A 27000-nucleotide genomic window follows, 5' to 3' on the forward strand; every position below is an offset into this window, starting at 1 on the left:
CTTCCACTAATTTATGCATAGGCCCTCCGGTGTGATGGGGTTTCTCTTGGTCGAAAGATCCGATCACTTGGAGGGCTATTAGTTCAAATTTTCTTATCCCGAGTTCAGGTTAATTACATACTGTATAAATGCAGCCGTAAAGAATAAAAGCCCCAATAGTTTTGCTGTCGGGGCTTTTTTGTATCGCTATTTTGATAATGCAACCAACGTAAACTACCGTTGAATCAGTTTTCTAAAGGTTTGATTCATATCAGCCCCAGAACAGCCGCGAATAGGGTAATAGGGCGGGGTTTTAGGGGATAGCGTGAATCAGTCTGGTATAGAGTGATTCACGAGCCCGGTAATTAACAAACGCATGATGTGTTAGTTTTTTTCATTGAGATAATCGATTGCGAATTCAATATAAGACAACAAATCTTCTACGTATCTGGGGAAAGAATACTCGGCATCATCAGGTTCTAAGTTTATTTTAGGTAACAACGAAATATCAATTTCATCGTTAAAATGCGGGTATAGTTTATGTGTAAGGTAATTACGACGAACAATTATAAACGATAAGATCTCACTAAGTTCATCAGTCACCAATTCAGATGCTTTACAAGTACTAACAAGCTGACCTAGCGTTGCTCGTTCGAGAGCATATTTGACCTGAATATTAGCGGTGAGAACAACAAATTTTAGAGCTGACTCCAATTTACCAGACATCAAAAACAGACGCCCCAAGCTTTCACAAAATCTCTCGCTCTTAAGCAACTCTTCATAAAAATCTAGAGACATGATGCGATTACTCCTGAACACATAACAACCAAACAGTAGACTACCACCGAACACTTCAACCGTTAGTTTTCACTTAAAAATCATTAACTTACAACAAAAAAACAGTTATACTTGAACAAGTTTTTGCCATTCTATATTTAGAGTATCAAAAGCCGCCTTGCTCCCTGTAAAATCAACAATTCCTTGTTCTAGCCGGTAAGCACTTGAGCCAGAACGATGTTTAACAGGTGCCGTTGTAACCTCAAATCTTACTTGGCTTTCATCCATTTTTATAAAGCTTTCTTCAGTTAGTGAATCTAGCAACTGATTTTTGAATAAACATTTTGTACTACCCCTATATTTTTGTGAGCCATAAAAACTAAGATATAAGTCCCTCTCTGAAAAAATGGATTTATTTATATATCCATAAAAACCTTTACCCCCAAAACACCAAACAAGCCCAACTGGAATTGGAGGTAACTCACCAATTGCAGGCTTTATCAACATTAGGCCTACAGAATCACCATTTTGAATTTTCCATAAATACCAACCTTGGTATTTATGGATCAAATTAACAAAAAATCCAAGGCTATATTCTTCATAATAGCCCACATCAAAATCACGCTCTGATGAGCCCAAAAATTTAGATAACCACCCCATATAACACCTTCATATAATTACATTCTAACTATAAAAACTGTTGAAGATTACGAAAGCAACGCAAAAAATATAGCCATCCATTTTAGATCAACAACATAATGCACTTTCAGTTTGCCTACAACCAGCTCTGGCTAAAATGGCTTGAATAACAACTACGTTATTGAAGTTGGTTGTATCTCGTTACAGTTGATGAATAATTGACAGATATAATCATATAGTTAGAATGCCAAGTTGTTGAAACAAAGTACGTTGGCGTCGAATAAAACCTGATCTGGTTCCACACCACTAACACTCTTAGTTGATAAGGTGAGTCGCTCATACCGAAGCAATGCAGTTTTTCACATATAAACAATGGAGTGGTTATGCGTTGGTTGACTTGGTTGGTCGTGTGCTGTTCTCTCACGGGATGTGCGACGATAACATCGAGGATGGGAGAAGATTCAACTTGGGGTCACTCTTTCTCCAGTGTACAAACGGCTGTTGATAATGGCGAAGAGTGTATGATTATCTCCACGTTGGCGGCCCCACCCTTGTTGCTCTTTACCATCCCTCTGACACTGGTGGATATGGGCAGTGCGCTGCTCGTCGACGCTGTTATGCTACCTGCAGATTTAGCGATCACACCCAGCAATCCGAAGCTCCACACCCCACGACCTATGGTCTGCCGCTATGACTACAAGATTTAAGCATGATCGCACCCAAAAATAACCTCAAGTTGCCTGTGTGACGGTGAGTTAACGCCGCCATACGGGAACGACCATGTAGCAGTTGGCATCCCTGAGTGTTGTGACTTGTTAGTTGTAATGACGTAGTACAGCACAACCTATCAAGCCATTTTAAATCATTTAAGTTAGCGATTGGCCTTAATCACACTCAATAACAATTGAATATCGGCTTTATTATTATAGATATGTGGTGATATACGGATCCCAAAGTCACGGGCATCGACGCGGATATTCGCCTTGGCAAGTGCAGCCATTATTTGCTCTTGTTGCTCGCCAAACTGCAAAACTAAAGTGCCACTGCGTTTTTCAGCCTCCCTTGGTGACACAAACTCTTGATCTAATTCCTCAGCAACCGCATCAATCAACAGTTGGTTACATTTACGCAGCTGTTCAGTTCCTATATCGGCAAAGTAATGAATGCTATGAGCAGCAATGGCATAGGGTGCAATGGAAGGCGTGCCACCCCAAAATCGTAGTGCCGAGCTATGATAACGAAAATCGTGGATATTAAACTCAAAGGGATTTTCATGGCTAAACCAGCCCACGTCCTTAGGTTGGCAACTATCAATAATGCTAGGATTAACCCAAAGATAGGCCGCTCCAGGGCCGGAGCAGAGCCATTTCACACTCGAACCTATCAAAAAGTCAGGCTGTAACTGTGCTAAATTAAGCGGAATAATCCCCGCTGATTGCGCGACATCCACCACACTTAAGCAACCATATTGGCGTGCCATAGCCAATATATTTGCGATCGGAGCCTGCTGCCCAGTATTTGAGTAAGCATGGCTGACAAAAACTAAATCTATATCCGAGCCCATATGGCTATCCCATACATTCGCATCGGTAATATCTAAGCTTTTAGGAATAAAACGCACTTCACAACTGGCGGGTAATGCCTTTTTAATGGCAAAACCCATGCTAGGGAAATCAATTTCACTCATCAACACCACGGCATGTTCGCGGTTTAAGCGCGCCAAAGACATGAGGATTTTTGCCAGCGCACTAGAAAGATTTACCTGCGGACAAAAATCCTTTTGCTGACCGTTAAATAGCTTAGATAAAGCAAAAGTAAAATCATCAATCACGCTCAACCATTGACCCCAAGGCTCGCGCCCAGAGTCCTGCCATGGTGCGAAAAATGCTTCTTTAAAGACCTGTTCGGTCGATTTTAGTGGCCGCCCAACGGAATGGTTCAACAAATAACCGGGGGTGGTGAGACAAAAATCCTTTTTAAAATCGCTAAACATGGGATTACCTCAAACTCTCTTTTAAACATTTAAGATCATCATAGCGGGTACGAATATCGCTACGTTTGGTGGCAGCGCGTCTATCCCGGAGTTTTTCGAGGGAACCGATCAGCACATGCAACGGTGGGCCACTCGCAGTCACCTTAGCCAGATGCTGTTGCTCCATGGTCGTTGAAGGCTCGGTAATATACTTAGTGACTAATTCATTATGGTGCTGAATTGCTGTCTCGCCATGTAATTCACACACTTCAATAAAGAGTTTTAGATTGTTTTGATACCATTCTTGGTTCGAATAGCCCTTTGCTTGCAAAAAATCATCCATCAAATTAGACCTACGCATGCATTCCCGCAGTAACAGTTGATCCTCTGGCATCATATATAAAAACTTGTCCACCAGCATTTGCGAATAGGAGGCTTCGTTAGCAAAACAAAGCCCTAACGTCAGATCAATAACGTTAATCCCCGCAAAGTCACCCGCGTTTGCGCCGCGATATATCACTGAACCTACACGATAAGGCTTGTAGTAGGGACGCACACAGTAAAAGAAGCGATCCGTATCTAAACGATTAAATAACTGTGTATTCGACTCAATCACATCCTGCAATGCCTGTTGAGCGACTCGCAGTAAATCGTGGCTTATTGGATGGGAAATCCCTAAAGGTTGGATTTTCAATAACGCATCAGCAGCGCGTTTATAGGCCAAGATGCCCTTGGTGTTGTAATCCACAAACAACTTTTCATCGGGTAAATCGGTAAAGCGCTTGTAGACACCGTTATGGGCACGATTGTGAGTCGTTAAATGTGCGGTAGCAAAGCGTGGCGTAACGCCAATGGAGGCACCAATATGCATAGCAAGTGCCGATGCTTCGGCAAGCGGTGAAATGGTTTCACGGGAGGGTTCGGTAATCTCGTGGCGTCTACAGGCAGCCATATAAAGGCCCACATTACCGAGTAAATCGAAGGCACTATCGAAGCCTTCATCGGTATTACCCTCATCGAGCAGTGTTTTAATCAATACGCGCCCTTCACTCTCTAGCGCCTGCTTGGCTTCGGCGCCTATATTGAGCACATTAGCGCGATCCGCTTGCTGGTAATAACACTTTTCGAGCTGCGAGTTGAGCTCGACAAAGCGGGTACGGATCCAGTCATCGAAGGCTTCAGTATTATAAGTTGCAGGTTTCACTTGGACATCCTTGAATATTATTATCGTTATTTTAGATGGAGTTAGTCCAGTCTAACGAGCTTAAAAGCAGCGACAAACTTAACTTAGCCAGTCTAAGTTAACAAGAATGCAACTAATTACTGAGTGTTGCTAGAGCTAGGCCAAAATTGTCAAAAATCTAATGCCACTTTTTATTTACACCTTGTACCAACGCAGATCTTAAAGGAGATTGCCTCGCAAAATAGAGCAAGGATGAGGAGTCGGCAGATTCTAACGAATATTAGGCCTGATACATGGCTAAAAACATCTTGATATTTGCGTCGATAATCGCTTGCTGGTGATTGTCGTAATTTTTCATATGGAATAGTTTTGGCCAGAAGGCAAACGCCTTAAACATGCCCCAAAACTGGGTCGATGCCATGGCGATATCGTCAATTTTTAAGGCGTTATGCTCCACAGCCCCAACAAGCCAAGCCTCTAACCCGCCTTCTTGTTTAGCAAGCTTTTCCATGGCTTCGGTCGCTTGACTAGGTGAACGAATAAATTCCGCCATCACTACCCGCGCCACATCGAGAAACTCTGGCTGCTGGTACAAAGCCCAGCAACGGCGAGCAATTTGCTGCAACTGTTCTTCAAGACTCTGCGCAGGATTAAAGACTAATGTCGCAGCTTCTTTGGTACGTGCCCACAATTCGTTAGTCGTCGTATCAAACAACACTTCCTTACTAGGGAAATGGTTATACACAGTACGTTTAGAGACATTTGCCCGTTGCGCAATCCTATCCATACTGGCGCCAACAAAACCATTAATCATAAATTCTTCCCGCGAAGCTTTGAGGATTGCCGCATGCTTCTGTTGAGAATGGGTCAATTTAATGGGTTGGTCCGCCATATATTTCCTGCACAATAAAATTATTTGCCGACATTTTACACTATCCAGTTTACTTTTACATCGCCACGAGTAAACTACACTGTGTAGTTTACTTTTAATAGTAATGACTGATGCCACTCAAGTTAACATTAACCCTACTGCTACTCGGGAGCTTTATCATGGCCATGCATATAGATACAGAAAACACTCAAACCTCGGCCCATGTCAAAGGTGACCGATTCAGTAATAACGCGCCCAACACCCGCAGCGGTGATGGCAATTTGCTGGCTATTTTATGGCGCTATATAACAGAACGCATTCCTGATAAAACTCCGAGTAGAGCTCTACCCGTCCACAAAATGCAGCTCAACACCGCAGTAGACATGGCTCCTATGCTTTATAAAATAAGCCACTCGACATTGCTGTTACAGCTCAATGGGCAATATTGGTTAACCGATCCGGTGTTTTCTAAACGTGCATCACCAAGCCAACTCTTTGGACCTAAACGCTTTCACCAGTTGCCAATTGAACTCAAGAGCATCCCAGCCCTTGCTGGCATTATTTTGTCCCACGATCATTATGATCACTTAGAGAAACACAGCATCTTAGTCTTGGCCGAACGTACTCAAAAATTTATCGTACCACTGGGGGTTGATAAGCATTTGTTAGAATGGGGAATTCCAGCGAACAAGATAGTTGCCCTTAATTGGTGGCAAGAAACTCAACATGCAGGAGTACATCTTACCGCCACACCCGCCCAGCACTTTTCAGGGCGCGGACTCACGGATAAGAACCAAACCCTGTGGGCATCTTGGGTTATTCAAATACCGACACTAAAATTGTTTTTTAGTGGCGACTCAGGCTATTTCGATGGTTTTAAAAAAATTGGCGATAAATTCGGCCCCTTCGATTTAACCTTAATCGAGACAGGTGCCTACGATGAGATGTGGGCGGATATTCATATGCAGCCAGAGCAATCACTGCGGGCACATTTAGATCTCCGCGGACAACATCTGATCCCAATCCATAACAGCAGTTTTGACCTCGCGCTCCATAGTTGGTACGAACCATTGGAGCGCATTGCCACGGCAGCCAAAGCCTATGATGTTCCCCTACTGACGCCAATATTTGGACAAGGAATCAACCTGAGTGAATTGGCCAACAGTTGCGCATTGAATCACAGTTGGTGGAAAGCCTATTTACCTGAAAATAGACCTCAATTTGAGATCATTCCCGCACGGATAAGTTCGGATAAGTACTAACATTCATCGCTCTCAGGGGCTTTTTAAAAGCCCCATAGCAACTTAAGTATTAATCTCATCCATTTATGATGCTCTGCTAGTATTTGCTCCATGGATTTTAATCCCGATGGTCATGTCGCTATCATTGCTGAAGTCCATGAAAGCATGTTGAAATTTCCCAGCAAAGTCCTGTGCCTTTCGGTCCAGCAAGAGAACATTTTCGATTAATTCAACGCGATGGATTCTGGTATATTGATGCACCTCGGCTACAAGGCTGATTAAGATGACAAGCGCTAAACACAGATATAGATGTAAAGATTAAGCCTTGGGAACGCCAGCCCCATATCAAAGGTCCCTTTGAGGAATAACACAAATGTCAGTGCTCTCTTGGTTTAAAAAATGCGTTAACCTTATTAAATCATCCAAGCAAGACGCTGCATTGCCAAGGGTTTTTAGTCAAATGCAAATGCCTGATATCACAATACCTAAGCAGCAGGCTTATCCACTGGTGACGCCTATGGTACAGGGCGATATTTATGCCTATCAAATACATTGCTTACTCACCCTTAAAGGTAAACAAGCCATCGATGCCCTAATTACCAATGCAGGCTTTGAAGCATTACCAGAGCACACGACTCATTTTGATGGTCTAATAAAGCATTCAAACCAATCAACCAGCTTGTTTTTAAATCAATATGCTGACTTTGCAGGCGTTTGCATGAATTTAATCACTAACGATCAAGCCCTACTTGAGCAATTGATTAGCTTCAAGTCGGCGTTACCGCATCCCTGGGAGAGCTTTCCCGATATAGCCCCTGATACACTCGGCAGCTTGCAAGGAAATATCGACTTTTGGTGTCACTATTTTTGGCATCCCTATTGGCTGTCACTCTCACAAAGTGAACGCTTACAATATCCCGAAAGTTGGCGAGAATTCAGCGAGTTCCATTAAAGTTTGAGGCATTTACAGAGGCTTAATTCAGGATAAAAAATGAAATTGAAATATGTTGGATTAGCGCTAGTGTTGCTGTTAATCGGTGGTTATCTGATCCCTGAGGCACCAATGATCCCCGTTAAGGGCGCCAGCAGCAAGGATTGGAATAGTCAGACCTTCTGGTATGAGCCTTGGGGAGCCTCCGGCGTACATAAGGGCATAGATATTTTTGCGACCAAAAACACCGCCGTTATAGCTCCAACAGCCATGTTAATCCTCTATCGAGGTGATATTTTCCAAGGTGGAAACGTGGTGATAGGTCTTGGTCCTAAATGGCAAATTCACTACTTTGCCCATTTAGCAACAATCGACCCAAATACTGGATTGATTGCTAATCAAGGTGAAACCATTGGAACAGTGGGTGATACAGGCAATGCACAGGGTAAGCCACCACACTTACACTATTCAATATTAAGTTTATTACCTAAACCTTGGTTGATAGATACATCGACTCAAGGGTATAAAAAGGCGTTTTATCAAAATCCTATCAGCTATTTAGAGGCACTATAGTCTTTTTGCAACAGTTCAAGCTGGCTTTAAGCAATAGAATCACAAGGCAGTGATTCGGGCAACACTCCTAGCGGTAACGCTTCTCTGTCTGCCTTGGCAATATATTTTGGTTTATTGCTGGTCTGCAGCTTAGCATTGGCTTTTTTAGCTTTATTCTTCAAGGTTTGGTTTATCTTCTTTTTGCGATTCATATCGGCACCAATGCAGCATAAAGGGGCGTGATTATAGCCAGTGGCTACCGCTTGGGACAATGAAAAGAATCCAAATAATACTACAGTGCTAAGTCTTTTTATCCCTGTCTAAATAACCGTTCCGAATCGCCAATCACATCTTACGGATATTGCGGTATAACAAAACGATTTCATTTGCGACACGACTAGACAATTCATTATTCCTCCCCTAAAATCCGCAGTTAACAGTAATCATTATTATTTGCAATATTGTTTAACGGAATATGATCAATGCCAAGGAATCCGGTATAACAAACTCATTCGCCCTAGCAGGAAGTTATATGACGTTCAAAAGCTCGCTTGTCGCCTTAGCAGTATTTACCGCACTAACTCAATCCGCTGCCGCACAAGATGCCTCAGACAGCAGTAATAAAAATAAAGAAATTGAAAAAATCACTGTCACCGCAAGCCGTATGGATAAATCCCCAAGCTCGATCCCTAATACAGTCACTATTATCGACCGCGTACAGTTAGAGGAACAGTTCCGTACCACTAAGGATTTATCGACCATTATCGGTAACTTAGCGTCTAGTTTTTCCCCTAGTCGGCAGAAAATGAGCAACACAGGCGAAACCCTGCGTGGCCGTCCGCCGCTCATTATGATCGATGGTGTACCGCAATCGAACCCGCTGCGTAGCGGTGGTCGCTCGGGTCAGACGATCGACCCTGTCATGATTGAACGGATTGAAATTATCCACGGCGCCAATGCAATGCACGGCTTAGGCGCACAGGGTGGGATTATCAACTACATCACTAAGAAACCATCCGGTAATAATGAGCATGTGATAAGTTTTGATGTCACGGTACCGGACTCAATGAAGTCCAATGGTATCAGTTTTGGCACCAGCTATGCGTTTTCCGGAGAGTCAGAATTTATCGATATGCTAGGTTCGGTAAGTTATCGCAATAATGGCGTCTACTACGATGCTAACGATGATGTAGTGGGAGTGGACACGACCCAAGGCGAGTCGATGGACAGCCAAAGTGCTGACTTCTTTATCAAGCTGGGTCATAACTTTGCTGAGTCACGCATAGAGTTAATGGTGAACCACTACAATACGGATAACAATGGCGATTGGATGCCTATCGCGGGTGATAAGCCCAATGGCGTGCCTACTGGCGCAGTAGAAGAAACTCAGCCATGGGATGCGGCCAACAATCAAGTAACCACCACCAGCTTAACTTACACCCACGAAAACATTGGCGGCCAACAACTCAACCTACAGCTCTTTAATCAAGACTTTAAAGCAGTTTATGGCGGTGGTTGTTTTGAAAGCTTCTACGATCCCTCCTTCGAAGGAAGTGACGAAGTCGTCCAATGTGGCGTCGGCAGTGAAGGCGAAAACTTGTATTACGAGCAATCGCGTAACTCCTCGGTCAAATGGGGTTTAAAAAGTTCGTTAATTGCTAAGGATATTGCAGGCTTAGGGATTGACGCCGCCTACGGTATCGACCTTTTCCGTGATACCACAGAACAAGACTTAGTCAAAACTGGTTTTTCATGGGTGCCCGAAAGTACCTATGATAACATCGCACCATATTTACAATTAGACTATGATTTAATTGAAAATTTAACTCTCTCTACCGGAGTTCGTTATGAACATGCCGAGCTGAGTGTCGATGATTACAAAACCCTCTGGGGCGCAGGTAATAAGCAAATAGCAGGGGGTGAAGCCACCTTTGACGAAACCCTATTCAATATCGGAGTGTCCTACAAAATCACTCCCAATATTCGTGTTTATACTAGCTATAACGAAGGTTTTGGCATGCCGGACATAGGCCGTATTCTCCGTGATGGCAAAAGCTTCCCAGGGGCGAACCCAAGTATCAGTGACTCACTTGCACTCACACCTATAGTCACAGATAACGTGGAAGTAGGCGCCGATTACCAAGGCAAATACCTGAGTGCCAAAATTTCCTACTATCGCTCAGCCACAGATTTCGGCTCACGTTTAGCCTTAAACAGTGATGGTTTCTATGATGTAAAACGGGAAAAGAGCGTTATCGATGGCATCGAAGCAAATGTCACCGCTTATCTTACCAATAATGATGATTTAGGCATGAATATCGCCATTCAACAGGGAGAATACGATTCTAACGGCGATAACAAAGTCGATACCGATCTCGATGGTGCCAATATTGCGCCAAATCGTATCAACCTATATTGGACGCATAATTTTGATAATGACATGTCGACCCGTGTTCAAGCCAACTACTTTATGGATCGCGACTTTAAAAATGCAGCGGGAACTCAATATGCAGAATTTGATGGTTACACTACCGTCGATGCCTCCTTCTCTATGCCACTCTATACTGGCACCCTGAGCCTAGGCCTACAAAACCTGTTAAATAAGGATTATTTCAACTATTACTCACAAACCATGGGTACAAATGATCGCTATTTCAAAGGGATGGGACGAACTGCAACAATAGGTTATACACTACCTTTCTAAGCTGCCCTCATTTTTAGCCACAAAAAAGCTCAATCACATTGCGCTTTTTTGTGCGTTACATACACCAAACAATCTCAAAATCTAGGATCCGTATCCTTGAGAGTGCTTGGTATAAAAAGAACTACGCCTTAGTCACAACCCAAAGGGCGTGTAATAGACCAGGGAACCAGAAAAAGAGACAGAGTACTATATTTATTAATAAATCCTTCCCTGCCCCCGCCTTTAAAAATACCGCCACTGGCGGGAGTAGAATAGCAATAATGACTAAGAGTAATTTATTTGTATCCATAACTAAGTGTCCTTAAAAGCTGGGGAATATACTCTGTTAACTTCGCAGGAAGCCTCAAGATTTGCAATCACTTTAGGCCATGTTGACGTTTCGAGATTAAATTTTGTTCGTTTTGGCAAGCTCGTGCTCGCGAAACGAGGAGTGAAGTGTTGTTATTCTATTCAAATGACGAGTGACAATAAGCAACAATCACAGCACAGCGCTACGCTGCACAACGAAGGCTAAGTGAAACTAGTTTCCCTTAGCTGGCCAGTCTAAAGTATCAGGCTCACGCCACGCATCAAGGGCTGTAATCACCCCATCGCAACTAAACCTCTCACCCTGTAGAGACCTATCCTGATAGGCATAATCTTGCCATCCATTCTCCGCATCGTAGTAACGAAAATACAGACTATAAGCATGCAGATAACAACGATCAGCACTCTCACCACCATATAATTCATCGCCTAAAATCGGCACACCTAAACTTGCCAATGCAACTCTTAATTGATGGGTTTTACCTGAGTGGGGTTTAAGCAAATATAAGCGTAACCCCTCATCGACACTCTGTGAGAAAAATTGCGTAATTGCAGGATTGTCTTTAGTTCGCAGTAGCTTAAACATACTACGACGCGATTTTGCCATATCACCAATCACCCAGCCTTGCTTCTTTTTTGGCTTGCCCTTAGCAAGGGCGAGGTAATATTTCTGTACTTTATGGGCGGTAAACAACTCAGTAAATTGCTTTGCAGCGACAGCGCTCTTAGCCAAAATCAACAGACCAGATGTGGGTGTATCTAATCGATGCACGGCAAAGAGCTTAATACCAAGATCTTGCTCAACCTGTGCTACTACACCCGCAGTTCCGTCTTGACTGTGAAAGTGCACCTTAGGGGATTTTGAAATAACAAGAAAGTCGGCTTCGTTAGCAATGATTCGGTACATAGAAACTCTTAATACAAGATTATCGACACAAAAATGCGTGCCATCTGCTTAGAACTGAATAGTAACCACTAAGCCAGGCTGATTATCACTAAGTTTAATTTGCGCATTGTGCCGTGAGAGAATCGCTTTGACCATAGATAAACCCAAGCCAGTACCCTGTAAATGTCGGCTAGGATCGAGACGCACTAAGCGCTCAAATACTCTCTCCTTACTCTCATCGGGAATACCAGGGCCATTATCGCAGATCTGAATTCGCGAGCCTGATTGAATAATATCAATCCGTGCACCCTGCCCAGAATATTTCATCGCATTGTCGACCAGATTGTATAAGGCTTGGAATAATAAATATTTATCACCCAACACTGTATGATCAGATAGCAACGACAAACTTAAGGTTTGTTCGTTCGACTCTGCAACAGCATCAGCCATTTCCAATAAATCGGTACAGAGTTGCGCAAGACTTAGCTCCTGTAAATCTAAAGCCTGCTGACCTTCCTCAATACGGGTGAGCGATAACATGGCATCAAAAGTTGCCAGACAGTGATCAAGCTCCTCAATTAAAATCACACAGCCTTCGCCGATATCATCATGGGATTTAGTCGCCAATTCCTCTAGCCCGATACGGATATGGGATAAAGGTGTACGTAAATCATGGGCGATATTGTCAGTCGCGCCGCGCACTGCCATCAGGTTATTTTCGAGGATATCCAACACATTATTAAACTGCAGCGCCAGCATATCGAACTCATCCTGACGCCAACTTAACGGTAAACGAGTATCGTAATGACCACGCTCAATCTGTTCACTCAAACGGTTGTATTGTACAAGCCGACGCAAAATAGCCTTAGAAAACAAATAACCCAGCGCTAAAGTTAACACTATGGTCAACATCACGGCCGTTGCAGCGGCGCTGATAAATTTATCGATTAAGGTCGCGAGGTTATCGGTGCGAGTAGCGATAAGCACTGGGCCATAACGCGTCATCACCAATCCACCCGTGAGAATATGCAGCTTATCTGGGCCACCGGTTAATATTGGAAAATCCCGCGTCTGCGGCAGCATAGGCATGCCTTCAGGCATAAAACTTAAAGCACCCACCATATCGTAGCTATTACGCCACGCAATCAGGGCGGTCTGTGGATCGGCTGCGCGAATTTGTGCGGCAAAACTGCGACGATCAACCGTTAAGGCAAGCTGCTGATAACGCTGGGTTTCGGATTCAAGATATTGAGTAACTTGGTACTGTTGCTCAATGATCAACTGTCGATAGAGGGCAAATAGCAACGCACCTATGATCACAGTCACTAAGGTCGAAAAGATAATTGTGATGCGCCAAGCGCTACTTTGATAAGGCTTAATGCCTTTGGCGTAGGCGATAACCCGCTCCCCTTACGGTTTCAATAAGCTCACCATGGCCTAACTCTTCAAATTTACGCCGTAATTTTGCAATATGCACATCAATCACATTGGTGCGAGGATCGAAGTGATAATCCCAAACCGCTTCAAATAATAGTGTGCGACTAATGACTTGATTTGCGTGCTCCATCAAATATTTAAGCAACTGAAACTCTTTAGGCTGCAACATTAACTCTTGCCCGTCCAAGGTCACATTACGGGTCAGTAATTCCATCCTCAATCCACCGACCACTAAATCAGTCGAAATTGGCACGGATTGACCACGCTGCATCAGTTTTTCGGCGCGCACTAACAGTTCAGAAAAAGCAAACGGCTTAGTCATATAATCATCGCCGCCCGCACGCAGACCTTTAACTCGCTCATCTACATGGGCTAAGGCCGATAAAATCAGTACAGGCGTTTGATTACCCGTAGCCCTTAAGGCGGCGAGGAGTTTCAAACCATCGAGTTGGGGTAACATGCGGTCAAGGATCACTAAATCATACTGGCTGCTTGTTGCTTGCAGTAACCCCTGATGACCATCGCTGGCCGTTTCGATATTGTGCCCTTGTTCGAGAAATCCTTTGACGATGTAATCTATGGTTGTCGCATCATCTTCAACTAAAAGTATTTTCATCTGTATGTTGCGCTCCTCAATCTTCACTGATGTTGTAGGAGTTAATCCCACTTGAGTAAAGGTAACTGCCGTAAATTCTCAACATCAAAAGCCAATTTATACTTACCCGTGTCATCCAGCAATTTAAGCTCTAAATAGCTAATGCCTAAATCATGGTCCAATTTAGCATCGGTTAAGAAACCTTTATGATCTTTAATGGCCATGGTAATTAAGCCTGAAAATGTCTGATGTTTGCTCGTGATTAATCGCGTTGCCTCAACCTCGCCTAAATCGTCAGCGCCAACCTTACCTGCTTTTTGTTTCAATAACTTGCCATCACGGGCGCGATATTCAAATCGAGTAATAGCGTTAGCTAAAGGGTTAATCAACTCAAATTGGTAGACTAACTCTCCTTCCTGCATTTCCATTTCAAATTCGGCAATAACCCCAGGAAAGTCCTTTTCAATCTGCTGCATCACTTTCAGTGGAGGTTGATAATCCCCACTACCCAACATTGAATACAAGCTCTGGGCAGCAGATACTACCCCCGATACCAAGATGAATCCTAGCAACCATAGTCTCATGGTTCCTCCATAAAAATCGGTTAAGTTTATATCTTATGAGACAATCAGTTATAAGTCGATGGAGCAGATTGCCACCATCTTTTTATCCCATCATTACAGTATTAAATCCATCAAAGATAGTCGCTAAATGTGGTTAGTCTACCTAATGGTGGCTGAAACACCGATGGAAACTAGATTAAGCTTTGATCATCTGCGCAATTTTTCGCTAAGAGAGGGATTATTCCAGAATATGAATTTGCTCGGATTTAAGCGCCACCGCAGTTTGCATGCCCTTAGTCAGTGATAATTTTTGGGCGAGATGGAGTGAAACTTCAGTATTGAGTTGCAATTGAGTGCCCGTAACATAGCAGATAAGTCTTACGGATTCACCCATCACTAAAATAGAGTCAACAGTTACATTTATCTTATTGAAGCTGCGGCATAGACGCCCATTCGATATCGAATTAAAACGGATACCTTGATTAGGGATCACCCAGCGTACTTTGCTTCCCACTGGGCGATCTTTGCCGTAGTCACAGGCGATTAGTTGCTCGCCAAACTTAAGCCAAGTAAGGTCTTTAGTGCTGTCTTGGAATATCACTTCCGCATCGAAAATATTTCTTAACCCCATTTGCCGCGCGACCGCTTCATTACGCGGCCTAGACAACACCTCGAAGGGTGCACCCTGCTGTAACATCTTTCCTTGGCTGATCAAAATCATCGAATCGGCCAGTAGCAGAGCTTCATTTAAATCGTGGGTAACCATGATCACTGGGCATAATAACTGCTCTTTGAGGCGAGCCAGTTCAAGGTATAAACGTTCACGGGTTTCCCTATCTACCGCAGAAAAAGGCTCATCCAACAACAAAACCGACGGTTCGCGGGCAAGCGCTCTCGCTAAGGCGACGCGCTGTCGCTGACCGCCAGATAAATGCGCCGGTAATCTATCCGGTAAACCCTGTAGATTGACCCGTTCGAGCCAATCTTTAGCGCGCGGTATGCGCTCCGCCTTGGGAATGTGATCAAGCCCAGCAACCACATTCTCTAGGGCGGTAAGATTGGGAAATAAGCCAAAATGCTGTGGCATATAGCCAATATGGCGTTGCTGCGGGCTTAAGGCGATGCGCGCTTTATCATCAAACCAAGACTGATCGCCAAAATGAATTCGTCCCGCATCGGGGTAATTTAACCCTGCTATCATTCGCAGCAACGTAGTTTTGCCGCCACCAGAAGGCCCCACCACAGCAAGTACTTCACCCGCCTTACAGCGAAAATCGGCATTGAGCTTAATGTGTTTATGGCTTTGGATCTGGCAGTGCAGATCAGCGATGATTTGCGCCACGCTGACCTCCTAAACGCCGCGATAAACTGGTAGTAAGCGCCAACGCCGTCACTGCAAACAGCAATAACACTAAGGACATAGTACCTGCCGCATTAAAATCGAATGACTGCACGCTATCGTAGATTGAAATTGAAATTGTCTTAGTTTCACCTGCAATATTGCCGCCCATCATCAGCACGACACCAAACTCACCTAGCACATGGGAGAAACACAGGACGAGCGCCGTTAATACACCCGGCCAAACCATAGGCAGTTCAATTTTAAGCAAAATTTTAAGTCGACTCATACCACAACACGCCGCAGCATCTCGGACATCAATCGGCACAGTCTCAAATGCTCGCTGAATGGGTTGCACTGCGAAAGGAATATTGACGAGCACGGATGCAATAACCAAACCGGAGAAATGAAACACGAGTTGCTGACCAGTAATTTGCTCAATCCACTGCCCGAGCCAACTTTGACTACCCAGCCCCACCAGCAAGTAATAGCCAATCACGGTCGGCGGTAAAACTAAAGGCACCATAATCAGCGCCTCGACCCATGATTTACCGACAAATTGGCGATAGGCTAATGCCCGTCCGGCGAGAATAGCTAAGGGGATAAGCACTAAAACAGTGATGCCACTCAGCTTGACCGATAACCAAAGTGCCTGCCAATCCATCATGGCTGCTCTGGTAATGAAAAACCATAATCGGCCAAAATACGCCGAGCGCTATCGGCTCTTAAATAATCATAAAAATGTTGGGCTGTTTCACCCGCATTTGCCATTAATGCCATACGTTGAAACAGTGGACTATGCATTTTTGCGGGTACTATGGCGTAATCGCTATGTTTAGCAAAAGTAGGAGACATAGCTAAAGAGAGTGCAATAATCCCGCCCTGGGTTGAACCACTAATCGCAAACTGCCCTGCTTGGGACACATTTTCCCCTAGGATCAATTTAGGTTGAATCGCATCCCATAACTGCACAAACTGCAGTGCCTCTTTGGCCTTCTCGCCATAGGGCGCGTGATCAGGATTGGCAATCGCAAAACGGGTAATTTTACCGGCAACGAGAGCTTCGGCTAACCCCTTTAGCTCAGGGTCAACGGACAGACTACCCGCTTTAGGTACAACGATGGCGAGTTGCCCTTGGGCATAAAGAACGCCAGCATCACGGGCGATACCTGCGCGATGCAATTGCTGAATATATTTTTCATCCGCAGATAAAAATAATTCATAGGGCGCACCATTTTGGATTTGAGTGGCAAAATTTCCCGATGATCCGTAGGAGATTTTCAGCTTTAATCCGGTCTCATTGGTAAATTTTTGGCTAATGTCATCAAGGGCAAAACGTAAATCAGAGGCGGCAGCAATCGCGGGCACAGATGCAGTACTTTTACTCACCTCAGATCCAGCACTCACCGACAAAGAGTATGATAAACAACAAACAGATAAAAAAACCGAGCAAACAAAACGGGTTAAACTCACCATGTTGTCAATCTTCCATTAATTTGTGTTAGCAATATAGGCCTATTTTGTCGCCAGCTTTTATGCTTGCCACAATTTAGCCGCCTGCTCATCGGCATCTTTCGCCTCAACCCAATTTTTACCTTGCTCACCCGCTTCTAACTTCCAGAATGGGGCTTTAGTTTTTAAAAAGTCGATCAGGAACTCACAAGCGGCAAAGGCGGCTTTGCGATGGGCACTCGTCACGCCGATAAATACAATTTGCTCACCCAGCGACATAGTACCGACACGGTGGATAACAGTGACCTTATTCAGCGGCCAACGGCTACGCGCTTCGGCGACAATTTGCTCCAGCACGGTTTCTGTCATGCCGGGATAGTGTTCTAAAGTTAAATCGCTAACTAAGGCGCCATCGTTAAAATCACGTACTTTGCCAACGAAGGTCACCACTGCACCATCGCTATCATCTTGGGCTAACTGGCGATATTCATCGGCGACGCTAAAGTCGACCACTTGAACACGAACAGAGGGTAATAAACGCATATTAGCCTCCAGTGACGGGCGGAAAGAAAGCGACTTCATCACCATCTTTAATGGGTGTATCCCATTGGCTGATCGTCTGGTTAACCGCCACCAGCAACTTATCGGAGGCTAATACCTTTGCCCATTTTTCATCGGTGGCAGCCAGAGTTGCCCGTAATGCTTCGGCGGTTTGCGTCTGCTCACTCGCTTCTAGGCCTAACTTGGCAGTCCCCAATAACTCTCGAACTTGAGCAAAAAACAACACGTTAATCATAATTCTCTCTCGTTTTAGATCCGCTAAATCTTAAAATGTCCCGACTTGCCACCGCGTTTTTCTAGCAAGCGAACTTGGGAGATCACCATATCTTTTTGCACGGCTTTGCACATGTCATAGATAGTTAATGCCGCCACAGAGGCCGCAGTTAAGGCTTCCATCTCCACGCCCGTCTTGCCGGATAACTTGCATAAACTGGTGATCCGCACGCGATTATGTTCGGGCTGCGCCTCTAAATCCACTTCGACCTTAGTCAGCATCAATGGATGGCATAAGGGAATAAGATCTGAGGTTTTTTTCGCAGCTTGAATACCCGCAATACGCGCAGTGGCAAACACATCACCCTTGTGGTGGCTGCCACTCATGATCATCTCGAGCGTTGTGCTCGCCATCTCGATAAAGGCTTCGGCGCGAGCTTCACGCTCAGTTATTGCCTTTTCGGTCACATCGACCATATGGGCATTGCCGTCGGCATTAATATGGGTAAATACATTGCTCATTGAAGCAGTCCTTTAAAAAATGATGCCAGCCTAAGGTGTTGGTAAATTGAGCTATTGTCGCGCTAAAACCAATGGGATAGCAGAACCGAGTCAACCATTTAGCCACCAATAGACGCAAGATGTTGTGTCACACCCGTAATGCCTTGATGCAAATAATGGGTTTCTTTCTTCTGGGCTAATTGACCGTGCAAACGCTCAATTAATTCCGCTTGTTGATCGGGATGTTGCAGCAAATCGCGCAAATCGACACCGGATTCGGTAAAGAGGCATAAATGCAATTTGCCCTTCGCCGACACCCGTAAACGATTGCAAGTAGCGCAGAAATTATTGGCGTAGGGCATGATCAAGCCAATACGCCCCTTATAATCAATGTGACTGAAATTTTGCGCAGGACCATCGGAGGCACTTGGCGTATCGAATTGCCAACCATCCGCCAGTAACTGAGCTTTAATATCGGCACCCGCTAGATGATGGGCCTGAAAATACTCACGACCAAGGCCGGTTTCCATCAGTTCGATAAAGCGCAGGTCGATTGGCGTGTGTTTAATCCAGTGTAAAAAACGTGGTAAATCTTTATCGTTTAAGCCTTTAAGCAAGACCGCGTTGATTTTTACGCGCTCAAAACCTGCCGATAATGCGGCATCGATACCCCGCATCACTTCGTCAAACTTGTTCTCGCCCGTGATCTGATAAAACATTTTGGGATCTAAACTATCCACAGATACATTAATACGGCGTAGGCCAGCATCAAACCACTCTTTGGCGTGTTTTTCGAGTCTATAGCCATTAGTGGTAGTCGCAACGGTATGGATACGAGGATTATCGGCAACCACTCGAATAATATCGGTAAAGTCTTTACGCAGGGTAGGCTCACCGCCTGTGATACGGATTTTTTGAGTGCCAACTTGGCTAAATGCAGACACGAGATTTTCTATTTCATTGAGAGATAAAAATTTTGGTTTGCCATCAGGATGATAGCCATCGGGAAGGCAATAGCTGCATTTGAAGTTACAAACGTCTGTGACAGACATCCGCAAATAGTGAAATTTTCGACCAAAGCTGTCTTGTAATTGAGACATGATCACCTTTCCAAGTGTGGGAGGTGAGAGCATTTCTTTACTCACCCCGGTGGCATTATTACCACGGCTACACCTCCATATCTATTGACGTAGGTAGGCAAGCTCGGAGAACCGTCGCTGGTGATTATAGGCCGAAAGTCGTCCCTAGCTATACCCCTAAACAGGTATTTCTTGGTCTCGATCAAACAAGCGTGAATAATCTGTGACAGTGCTCACCCAAAGATTTGCATTGAATTAGACTAAACAGCACGTTTATACACTGTGCCCTAGGCCTATTTTGAGGTAAGGTGAACATCAGTAATAAAACGCCCGTTTACAAACTACAACACCCAATAAAAATTGGGGAAATGCGAAGGAAGAGGTGAACTGATGGAACGCGAATCAATGGAATTCGATGTCGTTATCGTCGGCGCGGGGCCAGCTGGCTTGGCAACTGCGTGTCGATTAATGCAAATATCACAGGATTCAGGTAAAGAAATCACTGTCTGTGTGGTCGAAAAAGGCTCAGAAGTGGGCGCGCATATTCTATCAGGCGCGGTCTTCGAACCTAAAGTGCTAGACGAACTGTTCAGCGACTGGCGTGAAAAAGACGCCCCAGTGAAAACCGCTGTCACCCACGACGAAATCTACCTACTCAGCTCCGCCACCGACGGCCGAGTGATGCCGAATGCTTTTGTGCCAAAAACCATGCACAATGAAGGCAACTACATTATCAGCGTAGGGAATCTATCCCGTTGGCTGGCTAGCCGCGCTGAAGAACTCGGTGTCGAAATATTCCCAGGGTTTGCAGCAAGTGAATTGTTATTTAACGAAGATAACAGCGTTAAAGGCATTTTAATTGGCGATATGGGCATCGGTGCCGATGGAGAGCCTAAAGACAGTTACATGCCCGGTATGGAACTGCACGCTAAATATACCGTATTCTCCGAGGGTTGCCGCGGCCACTTAGGCAAGCAACTGATAGAGAAATATCATTTAGATAATGGTAAAACACCCCAGCATTACGGCCTAGGCTTCAAAGAAATTTGGAAAGTCCCCGCCGAGCAACACGAACAAGGCAAAGTGGTTCACACTGGGGGTTGGCCCTTAACAGAGGGCGCCTCCGGTGGCGGCTTCCTTTACCATATGGAAGACAACCAAATTGCGGTCGGGCTCATTATCGATTTGAACTATAAAAATCCGCATCTGAGTCCATTTGACGAATTCCAGCGCTATAAAACCCACCCTGTGATTGCCAAATATTTAACGGGCGGAGAGCGTCTTAGCTACGGCGCCCGCGCTATCACCAAGGGCGGCTTAAACTCACTGCCTAAGATGAGTTTCCCCGGAGGTCTTATTATAGGTTGTAACGCCGGAACCTTAAATTTCGCTAAGATTAAAGGTACTCACACTGCGATGAAGAGTGGGATTGTTGCCGCAGAAACCTTAGGTAAAGCTATGATGGCAGGGGTTGAAGGCGGTAAAGATCTCGACTGTTACCAAACTCACTTTGAAGAAAGCTGGCTGCATGAAGAATTGCATAAATCCCGCAACTTTGGCCCAGCGATGCATAAATTTGGCACCTATTTAGGTGGCGCTTTCAACTACATAGATCAAAACTGGTTTGGTGGAAAGTTCCCTATCACACTGCGTGATGAACACCCAGACTATGCACAAATGGCACCTGTGAGCGCTTACAGCAAGATTGATTATCCAAAACCCGATGGCAAGCTCAGCTTCGATAAATTGTCCTCAGTATATCTGTCGAGCACTTATCATGAAGAAGATCAGCCATGCCATTTACGCCTTAAAGACAATAGCATTCCACTGGGCATTAACCTCACTCAGTTTAATGAGCCAGCACAGCGTTACTGCCCTGCGGGTGTGTATGAAATTGTCGAAGAGGCGGGGCAACCCAAGTTTGTGATCAACGCGCAAAACTGCATTCATTGCAAAACCTGCGACATAAAAGATCCGAGTCAAAACATCACTTGGGTAACGCCGGAAGGCGGCGGTGGGCCAAACTACCCCAATATGTAATAGGTTATTAAACCATGTTTGCTAGGGCGCTCAATTGGGCGCCTTTTTTCACTTATAGCACGAATAATTCACCTTTTGCACTTGCCCTTATGCGTGACATTCGCCACAATCGCCGTACAAAAAAGAGTGCGTTCAAATCACCATTCATTTCCATCTATACTCTACATAATTAGATCTACCGCAAGACCAACAGGTTAGGCCAAATAAATATCTTTTAACGCTGTTTTATTCGGCAATCGACCTAGACTAAGGTTAACTTTTAGCATTCCTGTCCGATAATGAATGTCGTACAAGAGTGCGTCGACTGACATCTCAAAACGTCCAACACAGGCATATTGATATTTATGATATTGAATAACCTCACCATCAAGCAGAAAATTCTGCTAACCGTGACATTTGCAGTACTGCTGTCGACCATACTCGTTGGAGTATTAAGCCAGAACAGCGCTAAACGTGTCGTAGAACAGCGTATGCTTGGGTCCGAAATGCCCAGCTTAATGATGCAAATCCGTAACAAAATTGAGCTAGATATTTCCAGTTTGATGAACGCCGCTGAGCAATTAGCCGGCAGTCGCATGCTGCTACAATGGCTTGAAAACGATCGTCCTCAGCAGCAAGAAGCCCAAGTAATTGCCCAATTGAAGGACATCACCCTCCAATACAAACTAGCCCAAGCCTCCTACGCCGACAGACAAACTGCCGCCTACTACACTCAGGATGGTTTTCTACGCGTATTAACACCTGCGCAGGATAGCTGGTTCTTTGCTTACCGCGATAGCGGGCAGGAACGTATGCTAAACGTATTTACAGAGGCAAATGGCGAGGTAAAACTCTTCATTAACTACCAACAACCTAACGGTCGTGGTTTGGTGGGTCTGGCAAAATCCCTCGATGATATGGTGCGTTTACTCGGTTCTTTTAAGATTGAGGAAACGGGTTTCGTTTACTTAGTCGATGCAAAAGGTGAAGTAAAACTCCACCCAGATACCAGCCAAATTGGTAAAAGCACCTTAAACAGCCTCTACAAAGATGGAAATTCAAACTCCTTGTTAAACCCTAGTGATTTCAACCTCGTTAACACTAAGGTCAACGGCAAAGACATGCTGGTTGCGAGTAGTTATATCCCCTCTATGGATTGGTATTTAGTTGCACAGGTGCCTGAAGCAGAAGTCTTCGCGCTATTAGCAGATGCGGCTTATCAGATCTTAATTTGGACTCTGCTAATTGCAGCGGGCTTTATTGTGCTTGCGATTGCCGTAGCGGGCTCAGTTAGCCGTCCTATCGCCCAAGTTGCCGCTATGTTCCGCGATATAGGTGAAGGTGAAGGTGATTTGCGCCAACGTTTACCCGTTAATGGTGAAGATGAAATCGCACAACTCGCTAAAGGATTTAATAGCTTTATTAGCAAAATCCAAGAGTCAGTTATTGAGGTTGCCCAAACCAGCGAGCAATTAGGTTACTCAGCTAAAGATGTATCGAACCAGGCACAGCAAACCCTAGAAGACAGTCACGAGCAAAAAGATCGCACTATAATGGTGGTAACCGCCATTAATGAAATGGGTGCCACTGTTAACGAAATTGCCAGTAATGCTGCCCAAGCAGCCGTTGCTGCCAAGGATGCAGATACTGAAGCCAGCAGCGGCCAAGTCGTTGTGACCCGCGCCCGCGATACTATTAATCAACTGTCTAAAGATGTCGGTCAAGTGGGTGAAGTGATTGAATCCCTCGCGACACACACTAAATCCATCGGCGGAATTTTAGATGTGATCCGCGCAATCTCTGAACAAACTAACTTGTTAGCCCTTAACGCAGCCATAGAAGCGGCGCGTGCCGGTGAAGCTGGACGTGGTTTTGCTGTTGTGGCCGATGAGGTCCGTAATCTAGCATCACGCACTGCGGCATCGACGAATGAAGTGCAGAGCATGATAGACAAGCTGCAATCTGAAGCGACCCGAGCAGTTAATGCGATGGCACAGAGTCGCACACGCTCCCACGAAGGTGTTGTAGCCGTTGATGAGGCAAGCCAATCTTTAGTAGGGATTAGTGATCGTATCGGTTTGATTAGCGATATGAATATCCAAGTTGCCGCCGCAACGGAAGAACAATCCACAGTGGTCGAAGACATTAACCGTAACGTGACCGAGATTAACGATATCACCCAGCGCACTGCCAATACTGCCCAAGCCGCGGCACAGGCAAGTCTTGCGTTAAATCAATTGGCCCATCGTTTAGATACCTTGGTCGCTAAGTTTAAGGTGTAAACATTACTCTTACTCCATAAAAAACGCCTTAGATGCTTCCATCTAAGGCGTTTTTCTTTGATCCTGCGAAAGATTAATCCATGGAAATAAATTTAATTGTGAGTGGATAGCGGTATACCTCTCCCTCACTCGCTTTAATAATCCCAAGCACGGTACACACCAAGTCCAAAATAGCGAGCACAATTAAGAAGATAAACCCAATACCGATAAAGGCTAACACACCACTGATAATCACATAGATCAATAAGCTCAATTTAAAGTTCAAGCAACTACGACCACATTGATCCACAAACGCCGACTCCTCGCGTTTCATTAACCAGATGATGAGTGGCCCAAGAATAGAGCCCAATGGCACGAGATAACCGATAAAACTCGATGCATAAACCAGTAGGCCAAAATCTTTATCACTTTTTGTAACGGATTCAATCATAACGCCATCCCTGTATTATCATTTTGAATATAAACACTTATTTACCGCTCGGCCCATATAAACGCATTTGCCAATCTTCCACTGTTTGTGATGATAAGCGGCGTTGCAAGCTATTGACCCAACTCTGCGCCAATCCCTCACAGGAAGCTAAACGATCATAGGCACTGGCATTGAACGTTGGCGAAAAGTACAGTGACATAGCTTCGGCGACACTGATATCAGTGCGACGCTCAACCAATTCAATTTTGTCGTTTAACTGGATAATCCCTGGTGTTAATATTCTATAAAACCAACCACATAATTGGCTCTGCTGCATGGCTAGGGCAAATTCACTGTGACCAAATTGTAGATTCAATTTAAAGCAAGGTGAGCGTGGCTGAGTCACTTGAACCTTTACAGCACCAATCTGCAAGATATCCCCAATATTAATTTGGGTTTCATTTAGCCCAACGGTGCTAATGTTCTCCCCCATAGTGGGCGCATCTTCAAACTGTGTCATTAAATCCCAGCGACGATACTGACCATAATGCTCACGGGGAAAGTGATGTAACACGCGGTCGAGTCCACCATGGTGCTTGGGATCGGCCTGTGCATCTCCTTCAACATGATCAATATGCACTATAAGTTGTTGAGTGGTTCGCTTACTGTCTATCCCCGTCGAAACACCAGCAATCTGTTGAAGATCCGCGCCGAAATACAGTCCAGATAACTTACTAATCAATAATGTTGACATCTACCATCCCTACGTATACTGCCTGTAGTATTAATACAAAAGTGTAAAGCAAGATACTTTGAATAACAAAATGGCCCGTCTCAATCACCTAGTCAATGGCTTATTCAGTTATTCAATACGACTTGATTACGACCCGCCTCCTTCGCTTGATACAAAGCTAAATCGGCGCGTTTAATCAGATCTTCCGATGTTTCCTGTGGCTGAAATTCTGCCACACCAATGCTCACTGTAATAGAGATATGGATACCGTTCACTTTAAGCTCACGTTGTGAAATAGAACGACGAAATTGCTCCGCCAGCTCAGCGGCACGGCTCAAATCCATCTCAGGAACTAAGATCAAAAACTCTTCGCCACCCCAACGGCATAGCACGTCTTTTTCTTGCAGCTGTCCACGCAATAAATTGCTTACGGTTTTTAATACAAGATCCCCAATACTGTGCCCATAGTTATCATTCACTTTTTTGAAATGATCGATATCTAACAATAAGATAGATATCGCTGCTTGGGTCGATTGGGCATTATTCAACGCTTGCTGAAAATACTCCTCAAACACTTGACGATTCGCCGCCCCCGTTAGCTTATCAGTCGAAGCCATAATTTCTAGCTTGCGCTGATATCGTCCTAAGGTCATGTTTGAGATAAATAAAATACCAATAGTCACAATTAAACTCAGAACCAGATTTCCCCAAAAAGTGTTAAGTAAATCTTGCTCCTGGGGGGCTTCTTCCTGCTCAACAATCAAATACCATTTAAATTCAGAAACTAAACGACTATTCAAATAGACAGTTTTGCCATTTTTCTTATAACTAAATGCCGCACTAGGACTGGTTAAAATGCGTGTGGCTAATTGTTCTAGTCCGGCACTGGTTTGTAACGAACCCGACCCATCATAGGCATCGCCGTGTAATGTGACATTACCTAATCTATCGGTAAAAAACACACGTCGGTTATAACGCTTCTGGTAAAGTTCTACCAGTAATTTGACTTTCTCAACCGCTAAACCAACACCGGTTACTCCGATGAACTTACCTTCAAAATCAAATACTTTATAGTTTACGAATACGGTTGTCTTACTACGATCCGCCGTGTCGGCATCAATATTGACCTCATAATGTTCAGACTCGGGTAAAGATCGTACCCGAAAGTACCAAGCATCATTAGGATCAACATCTTGGATTTGTTTTAAAATTCCCGAAGAATGGTAGTAATTTCGACTCTGCTCTGAGACAAAAAAGCTGGTGACTGTGTCATATTTATCTTGAATTTCCTTGAGATAGCGAATGAGTTTTTCCGGCTCTTGCTCAAGATTCAAGGTCCAATCCCGCACAAAGGTATCCTGTGCCATCAAAGATGATATAAAAATTGGACGCAGTAGATCCTGTTGAATTTCTGAATAAATATTATCGCTAGTTAGAGGTAAGGTATTGCTCTCAATTTGTTGACTGAGCGAGTCGTGAGCCACTTTGTAACTGATACCACTGGTCACTAAAAAGGCAAGTAATAGCAATACAGATAAAAGCCAAATAAATTTTCTTCGATCATTCCAAACGTTATTGCCCATTCTCAACTCCGACGGCAGCACTCCACCTTGAGTAGCTTATTATTTTAATTTCACGATAACTATTTTAGTTGCATAAATGTATATCAATTGCACTAATGCCGCACAACATTTCAACAATATGAATGTTCTATACTTTATTTTGCGCAAAAAAATGCCCCGTTGGGGAAACGGGGCAAAAACATGCGAACCACAA

The 27000-nt window shown here is 44.4% G+C and carries 28 protein-coding genes and 1 riboswitch; of the genes, 7 read left to right on the forward strand and 21 right to left on the reverse strand.

Annotated features, from left to right (window positions below):
* Positions 1-363 precede the first annotated feature (363 nt).
* Positions 364-777, reverse strand: a complete 414-nt coding sequence (locus L2744_RS09395; protein WP_248991665.1) for a hypothetical protein — start codon at positions 775-777, stop codon at positions 364-366.
* A gap of 105 nt (positions 778-882) precedes the next feature.
* A complete protein-coding gene (locus L2744_RS09400) occupies positions 883-1416 on the reverse strand; it encodes a hypothetical protein (protein ID WP_248991666.1) in 534 nt (177 codons plus the stop codon).
* Between the two features lie 428 nt (positions 1417-1844).
* Between L2744_RS09400 and L2744_RS09405 the strand changes: the two genes are divergently transcribed.
* Positions 1845-2102: a YceK/YidQ family lipoprotein gene (locus L2744_RS09405; protein WP_283103937.1), complete on the forward strand. Its 258-nt coding sequence runs from the start codon at positions 1845-1847 to the stop codon at positions 2100-2102.
* 164 nt (positions 2103-2266) lie between these two features.
* On the opposite strand, the gene L2744_RS09410 is transcribed toward L2744_RS09405, so the two are convergent.
* From L2744_RS09410 to L2744_RS09420, 3 genes are all read right to left on the reverse strand, one after another.
* The gene (locus tag L2744_RS09410; RefSeq protein ID WP_248991668.1) at positions 2267-3388 is read right to left on the reverse strand and encodes an aminotransferase class V-fold PLP-dependent enzyme; all 1122 of its coding nucleotides are present in this window, start codon (positions 3386-3388) and stop codon (positions 2267-2269) included.
* A 4-nt stretch (positions 3389-3392) separates the two neighbouring features.
* Complete coding sequence (locus L2744_RS09415) at positions 3393-4571, reverse strand: PrnB family protein (RefSeq protein WP_248991669.1); 1179 nt, start codon at positions 4569-4571, stop codon at positions 3393-3395.
* Positions 4572-4830: 259 nt separating this feature from the next.
* Complete coding sequence (locus L2744_RS09420; RefSeq protein ID WP_248991670.1) at positions 4831-5442, reverse strand: TetR/AcrR family transcriptional regulator; 612 nt, start codon at positions 5440-5442, stop codon at positions 4831-4833.
* Positions 5443-5600: 158 nt separating this feature from the next.
* Here L2744_RS09420 and L2744_RS09425 point away from each other — a divergent pair, with 158 nt between their 5' ends.
* From L2744_RS09425 to L2744_RS09435, 3 genes are all read left to right on the forward strand, one after another.
* A complete protein-coding gene (locus tag L2744_RS09425; protein ID WP_248991671.1) occupies positions 5601-6683 on the forward strand; it encodes an MBL fold metallo-hydrolase in 1083 nt (360 codons plus the stop codon).
* 352 nt (positions 6684-7035) lie between these two features.
* Complete coding sequence (locus L2744_RS09430) at positions 7036-7614, forward strand: hypothetical protein (RefSeq protein ID WP_248991672.1); 579 nt, start codon at positions 7036-7038, stop codon at positions 7612-7614.
* 39 nt (positions 7615-7653) lie between these two features.
* On the forward strand, positions 7654-8166 hold the full coding sequence (locus L2744_RS09435) for a M23 family metallopeptidase (RefSeq protein ID WP_248991673.1): 513 nt from the start codon (positions 7654-7656) through the stop codon (positions 8164-8166).
* Between the two features lie 26 nt (positions 8167-8192).
* On the opposite strand, the gene L2744_RS09440 is transcribed toward L2744_RS09435, so the two are convergent.
* Complete coding sequence (locus tag L2744_RS09440; RefSeq protein WP_248991674.1) at positions 8193-8357, reverse strand: DUF2986 domain-containing protein; 165 nt, start codon at positions 8355-8357, stop codon at positions 8193-8195.
* A gap of 320 nt (positions 8358-8677) precedes the next feature.
* On the opposite strand from L2744_RS09440, the gene L2744_RS09445 reads away from it, so the two are divergent.
* Complete coding sequence (locus L2744_RS09445; RefSeq protein ID WP_248991675.1) at positions 8678-10849, forward strand: TonB-dependent receptor; 2172 nt, start codon at positions 8678-8680, stop codon at positions 10847-10849.
* Between the two features lie 121 nt (positions 10850-10970).
* Here the strand turns inward: L2744_RS09445 and L2744_RS09450 are convergent, their stop codons facing one another.
* From L2744_RS09450 to moaA, 12 genes are all read right to left on the reverse strand, one after another.
* Entirely contained in the window at positions 10971-11138 is a 168-nt protein-coding gene (locus L2744_RS09450; protein WP_248991676.1) for a YqaE/Pmp3 family membrane protein, read from the reverse strand.
* Between the two features lie 231 nt (positions 11139-11369).
* Positions 11370-12062: a TIGR01621 family pseudouridine synthase gene (locus L2744_RS09455; RefSeq protein WP_248991677.1), complete on the reverse strand. Its 693-nt coding sequence runs from the start codon at positions 12060-12062 to the stop codon at positions 11370-11372.
* A gap of 48 nt (positions 12063-12110) precedes the next feature.
* Positions 12111-13367, reverse strand: coding sequence for a sensor histidine kinase (locus tag L2744_RS09460; RefSeq protein WP_248991678.1), 1257 nt, complete (start codon positions 13365-13367; stop codon positions 12111-12113).
* A 49-nt stretch (positions 13368-13416) separates the two neighbouring features.
* The gene (locus L2744_RS09465) at positions 13417-14094 is read right to left on the reverse strand and encodes a response regulator transcription factor (RefSeq protein WP_248991679.1); all 678 of its coding nucleotides are present in this window, start codon (positions 14092-14094) and stop codon (positions 13417-13419) included.
* Positions 14095-14135: 41 nt separating this feature from the next.
* The gene (locus L2744_RS09470) at positions 14136-14657 is read right to left on the reverse strand and encodes a PepSY domain-containing protein (RefSeq protein WP_248991680.1); all 522 of its coding nucleotides are present in this window, start codon (positions 14655-14657) and stop codon (positions 14136-14138) included.
* Between the two features lie 217 nt (positions 14658-14874).
* A complete protein-coding gene (locus tag L2744_RS09475) occupies positions 14875-15978 on the reverse strand; it encodes an ABC transporter ATP-binding protein (protein ID WP_248991681.1) in 1104 nt (367 codons plus the stop codon).
* Positions 15959-16639 carry a molybdate ABC transporter permease subunit gene (modB, locus tag L2744_RS09480; RefSeq protein WP_248991744.1) on the reverse strand — a complete coding sequence of 227 codons (681 nt, stop codon included), beginning with the start codon at positions 16637-16639 and terminating at the stop codon, positions 15959-15961. The genes L2744_RS09475 and modB overlap by 20 nt, the downstream gene beginning before the upstream one ends.
* Positions 16639-17451: a molybdate ABC transporter substrate-binding protein gene (modA, locus tag L2744_RS09485; protein ID WP_248991682.1), complete on the reverse strand. Its 813-nt coding sequence runs from the start codon at positions 17449-17451 to the stop codon at positions 16639-16641. Before modA ends, modB begins: the two co-directional genes overlap by 1 nt.
* Before the next feature lie 57 nt (positions 17452-17508).
* A complete protein-coding gene (gene moaE / locus L2744_RS09490) occupies positions 17509-17970 on the reverse strand; it encodes a molybdopterin synthase catalytic subunit MoaE (RefSeq protein ID WP_248991683.1) in 462 nt (153 codons plus the stop codon).
* A 1-nt stretch (position 17971) separates the two neighbouring features.
* Positions 17972-18223, reverse strand: a complete 252-nt coding sequence (gene moaD / locus L2744_RS09495) for a molybdopterin synthase sulfur carrier subunit (RefSeq protein ID WP_248991684.1) — start codon at positions 18221-18223, stop codon at positions 17972-17974.
* 23 nt (positions 18224-18246) lie between these two features.
* Positions 18247-18723 carry a cyclic pyranopterin monophosphate synthase MoaC gene (moaC, locus tag L2744_RS09500; RefSeq protein ID WP_248991685.1) on the reverse strand — a complete coding sequence of 159 codons (477 nt, stop codon included), beginning with the start codon at positions 18721-18723 and terminating at the stop codon, positions 18247-18249.
* A 98-nt stretch (positions 18724-18821) separates the two neighbouring features.
* On the reverse strand, positions 18822-19802 hold the full coding sequence (gene moaA, locus L2744_RS09505; protein ID WP_248991686.1) for a GTP 3',8-cyclase MoaA: 981 nt from the start codon (positions 19800-19802) through the stop codon (positions 18822-18824).
* Positions 19790-19923, reverse strand: a riboswitch (molybdenum cofactor riboswitch). Its footprint overlaps the gene before it by 13 nt.
* Positions 19924-20171: 248 nt before the next feature.
* Here moaA and L2744_RS09510 point away from each other — a divergent pair.
* Positions 20172-21821, forward strand: a complete 1650-nt coding sequence (locus tag L2744_RS09510) for an electron transfer flavoprotein-ubiquinone oxidoreductase (protein ID WP_248991687.1) — start codon at positions 20172-20174, stop codon at positions 21819-21821.
* Positions 21822-22165: 344 nt separating this feature from the next.
* A complete protein-coding gene (locus tag L2744_RS09515; RefSeq protein WP_248991688.1) occupies positions 22166-24082 on the forward strand; it encodes a methyl-accepting chemotaxis protein in 1917 nt (638 codons plus the stop codon).
* A 73-nt stretch (positions 24083-24155) separates the two neighbouring features.
* Here the strand turns inward: L2744_RS09515 and L2744_RS09520 are convergent, their stop codons facing one another.
* From L2744_RS09520 to L2744_RS09530, 3 genes are all read right to left on the reverse strand, one after another.
* Entirely contained in the window at positions 24156-24512 is a 357-nt protein-coding gene (locus L2744_RS09520; RefSeq protein WP_248991689.1) for a DUF4870 domain-containing protein, read from the reverse strand.
* A gap of 37 nt (positions 24513-24549) precedes the next feature.
* Complete coding sequence (locus tag L2744_RS09525; RefSeq protein WP_248991690.1) at positions 24550-25245, reverse strand: MOSC domain-containing protein; 696 nt, start codon at positions 25243-25245, stop codon at positions 24550-24552.
* Between the two features lie 104 nt (positions 25246-25349).
* Complete coding sequence (locus L2744_RS09530) at positions 25350-26807, reverse strand: sensor domain-containing diguanylate cyclase (RefSeq protein WP_248991691.1); 1458 nt, start codon at positions 26805-26807, stop codon at positions 25350-25352.
* Between the last annotated feature and the right edge of the window lie 193 nt (positions 26808-27000).

It is taken from the genome of Shewanella profunda (genome assembly GCF_023283765.1).
Lineage (GTDB): Bacteria > Pseudomonadota > Gammaproteobacteria > Enterobacterales > Shewanellaceae > Shewanella > Shewanella profunda.

Excerpts from the sequence above, each read along its gene's own strand:
- L2744_RS09435 (WP_248991673.1), top strand. The coding sequence starts at position 7,654 with ATGAAATTGAAATATGTTGGATTAGCGCTAGTGTTGCTGTTAATCGGT.
- L2744_RS09520 (WP_248991689.1), bottom strand. The coding sequence starts at position 24,512 with ATGATTGAATCCGTTACAAAAAGTGATAAAGATTTTGGCCTACTGGTT.
- L2744_RS09510 (WP_248991687.1), top strand. The coding sequence starts at position 20,172 with ATGGAACGCGAATCAATGGAATTCGATGTCGTTATCGTCGGCGCGGGG.
- modB (WP_248991744.1), bottom strand. The coding sequence starts at position 16,639 with ATGGATTGGCAGGCACTTTGGTTATCGGTCAAGCTGAGTGGCATCACT.
- L2744_RS09400 (WP_248991666.1), bottom strand. The coding sequence starts at position 1,416 with ATGGGGTGGTTATCTAAATTTTTGGGCTCATCAGAGCGTGATTTTGAT.
- L2744_RS09425 (WP_248991671.1), top strand. The coding sequence starts at position 5,601 with ATGGCCATGCATATAGATACAGAAAACACTCAAACCTCGGCCCATGTC.
- moaC (WP_248991685.1), bottom strand. The coding sequence starts at position 18,723 with ATGAGCAATGTATTTACCCATATTAATGCCGACGGCAATGCCCATATG.
- moaA (WP_248991686.1), bottom strand. The coding sequence starts at position 19,802 with ATGTCTCAATTACAAGACAGCTTTGGTCGAAAATTTCACTATTTGCGG.
- L2744_RS09405 (WP_283103937.1), top strand. The coding sequence starts at position 1,845 with ATGGGAGAAGATTCAACTTGGGGTCACTCTTTCTCCAGTGTACAAACG.
- L2744_RS09515 (WP_248991688.1), top strand. The coding sequence starts at position 22,166 with ATGATATTGAATAACCTCACCATCAAGCAGAAAATTCTGCTAACCGTG.
- L2744_RS09420 (WP_248991670.1), bottom strand. The coding sequence starts at position 5,442 with ATGGCGGACCAACCCATTAAATTGACCCATTCTCAACAGAAGCATGCG.
- L2744_RS09530 (WP_248991691.1), bottom strand. The coding sequence starts at position 26,807 with ATGGGCAATAACGTTTGGAATGATCGAAGAAAATTTATTTGGCTTTTA.
- modA (WP_248991682.1), bottom strand. The coding sequence starts at position 17,451 with ATGGTGAGTTTAACCCGTTTTGTTTGCTCGGTTTTTTTATCTGTTTGT.
- L2744_RS09465 (WP_248991679.1), bottom strand. The coding sequence starts at position 14,094 with ATGAAAATACTTTTAGTTGAAGATGATGCGACAACCATAGATTACATC.
- moaE (WP_248991683.1), bottom strand. The coding sequence starts at position 17,970 with ATGCGTTTATTACCCTCTGTTCGTGTTCAAGTGGTCGACTTTAGCGTC.
- L2744_RS09430 (WP_248991672.1), top strand. The coding sequence starts at position 7,036 with ATGTCAGTGCTCTCTTGGTTTAAAAAATGCGTTAACCTTATTAAATCA.
- L2744_RS09410 (WP_248991668.1), bottom strand. The coding sequence starts at position 3,388 with ATGTTTAGCGATTTTAAAAAGGATTTTTGTCTCACCACCCCCGGTTAT.
- L2744_RS09445 (WP_248991675.1), top strand. The coding sequence starts at position 8,678 with ATGACGTTCAAAAGCTCGCTTGTCGCCTTAGCAGTATTTACCGCACTA.
- L2744_RS09525 (WP_248991690.1), bottom strand. The coding sequence starts at position 25,245 with ATGTCAACATTATTGATTAGTAAGTTATCTGGACTGTATTTCGGCGCG.
- L2744_RS09450 (WP_248991676.1), bottom strand. The coding sequence starts at position 11,138 with ATGGATACAAATAAATTACTCTTAGTCATTATTGCTATTCTACTCCCG.
- L2744_RS09395 (WP_248991665.1), bottom strand. The coding sequence starts at position 777 with ATGTCTCTAGATTTTTATGAAGAGTTGCTTAAGAGCGAGAGATTTTGT.
- L2744_RS09470 (WP_248991680.1), bottom strand. The coding sequence starts at position 14,657 with ATGAGACTATGGTTGCTAGGATTCATCTTGGTATCGGGGGTAGTATCT.
- moaD (WP_248991684.1), bottom strand. The coding sequence starts at position 18,223 with ATGATTAACGTGTTGTTTTTTGCTCAAGTTCGAGAGTTATTGGGGACT.
- L2744_RS09440 (WP_248991674.1), bottom strand. The coding sequence starts at position 8,357 with ATGAATCGCAAAAAGAAGATAAACCAAACCTTGAAGAATAAAGCTAAA.
- L2744_RS09455 (WP_248991677.1), bottom strand. The coding sequence starts at position 12,062 with ATGTACCGAATCATTGCTAACGAAGCCGACTTTCTTGTTATTTCAAAA.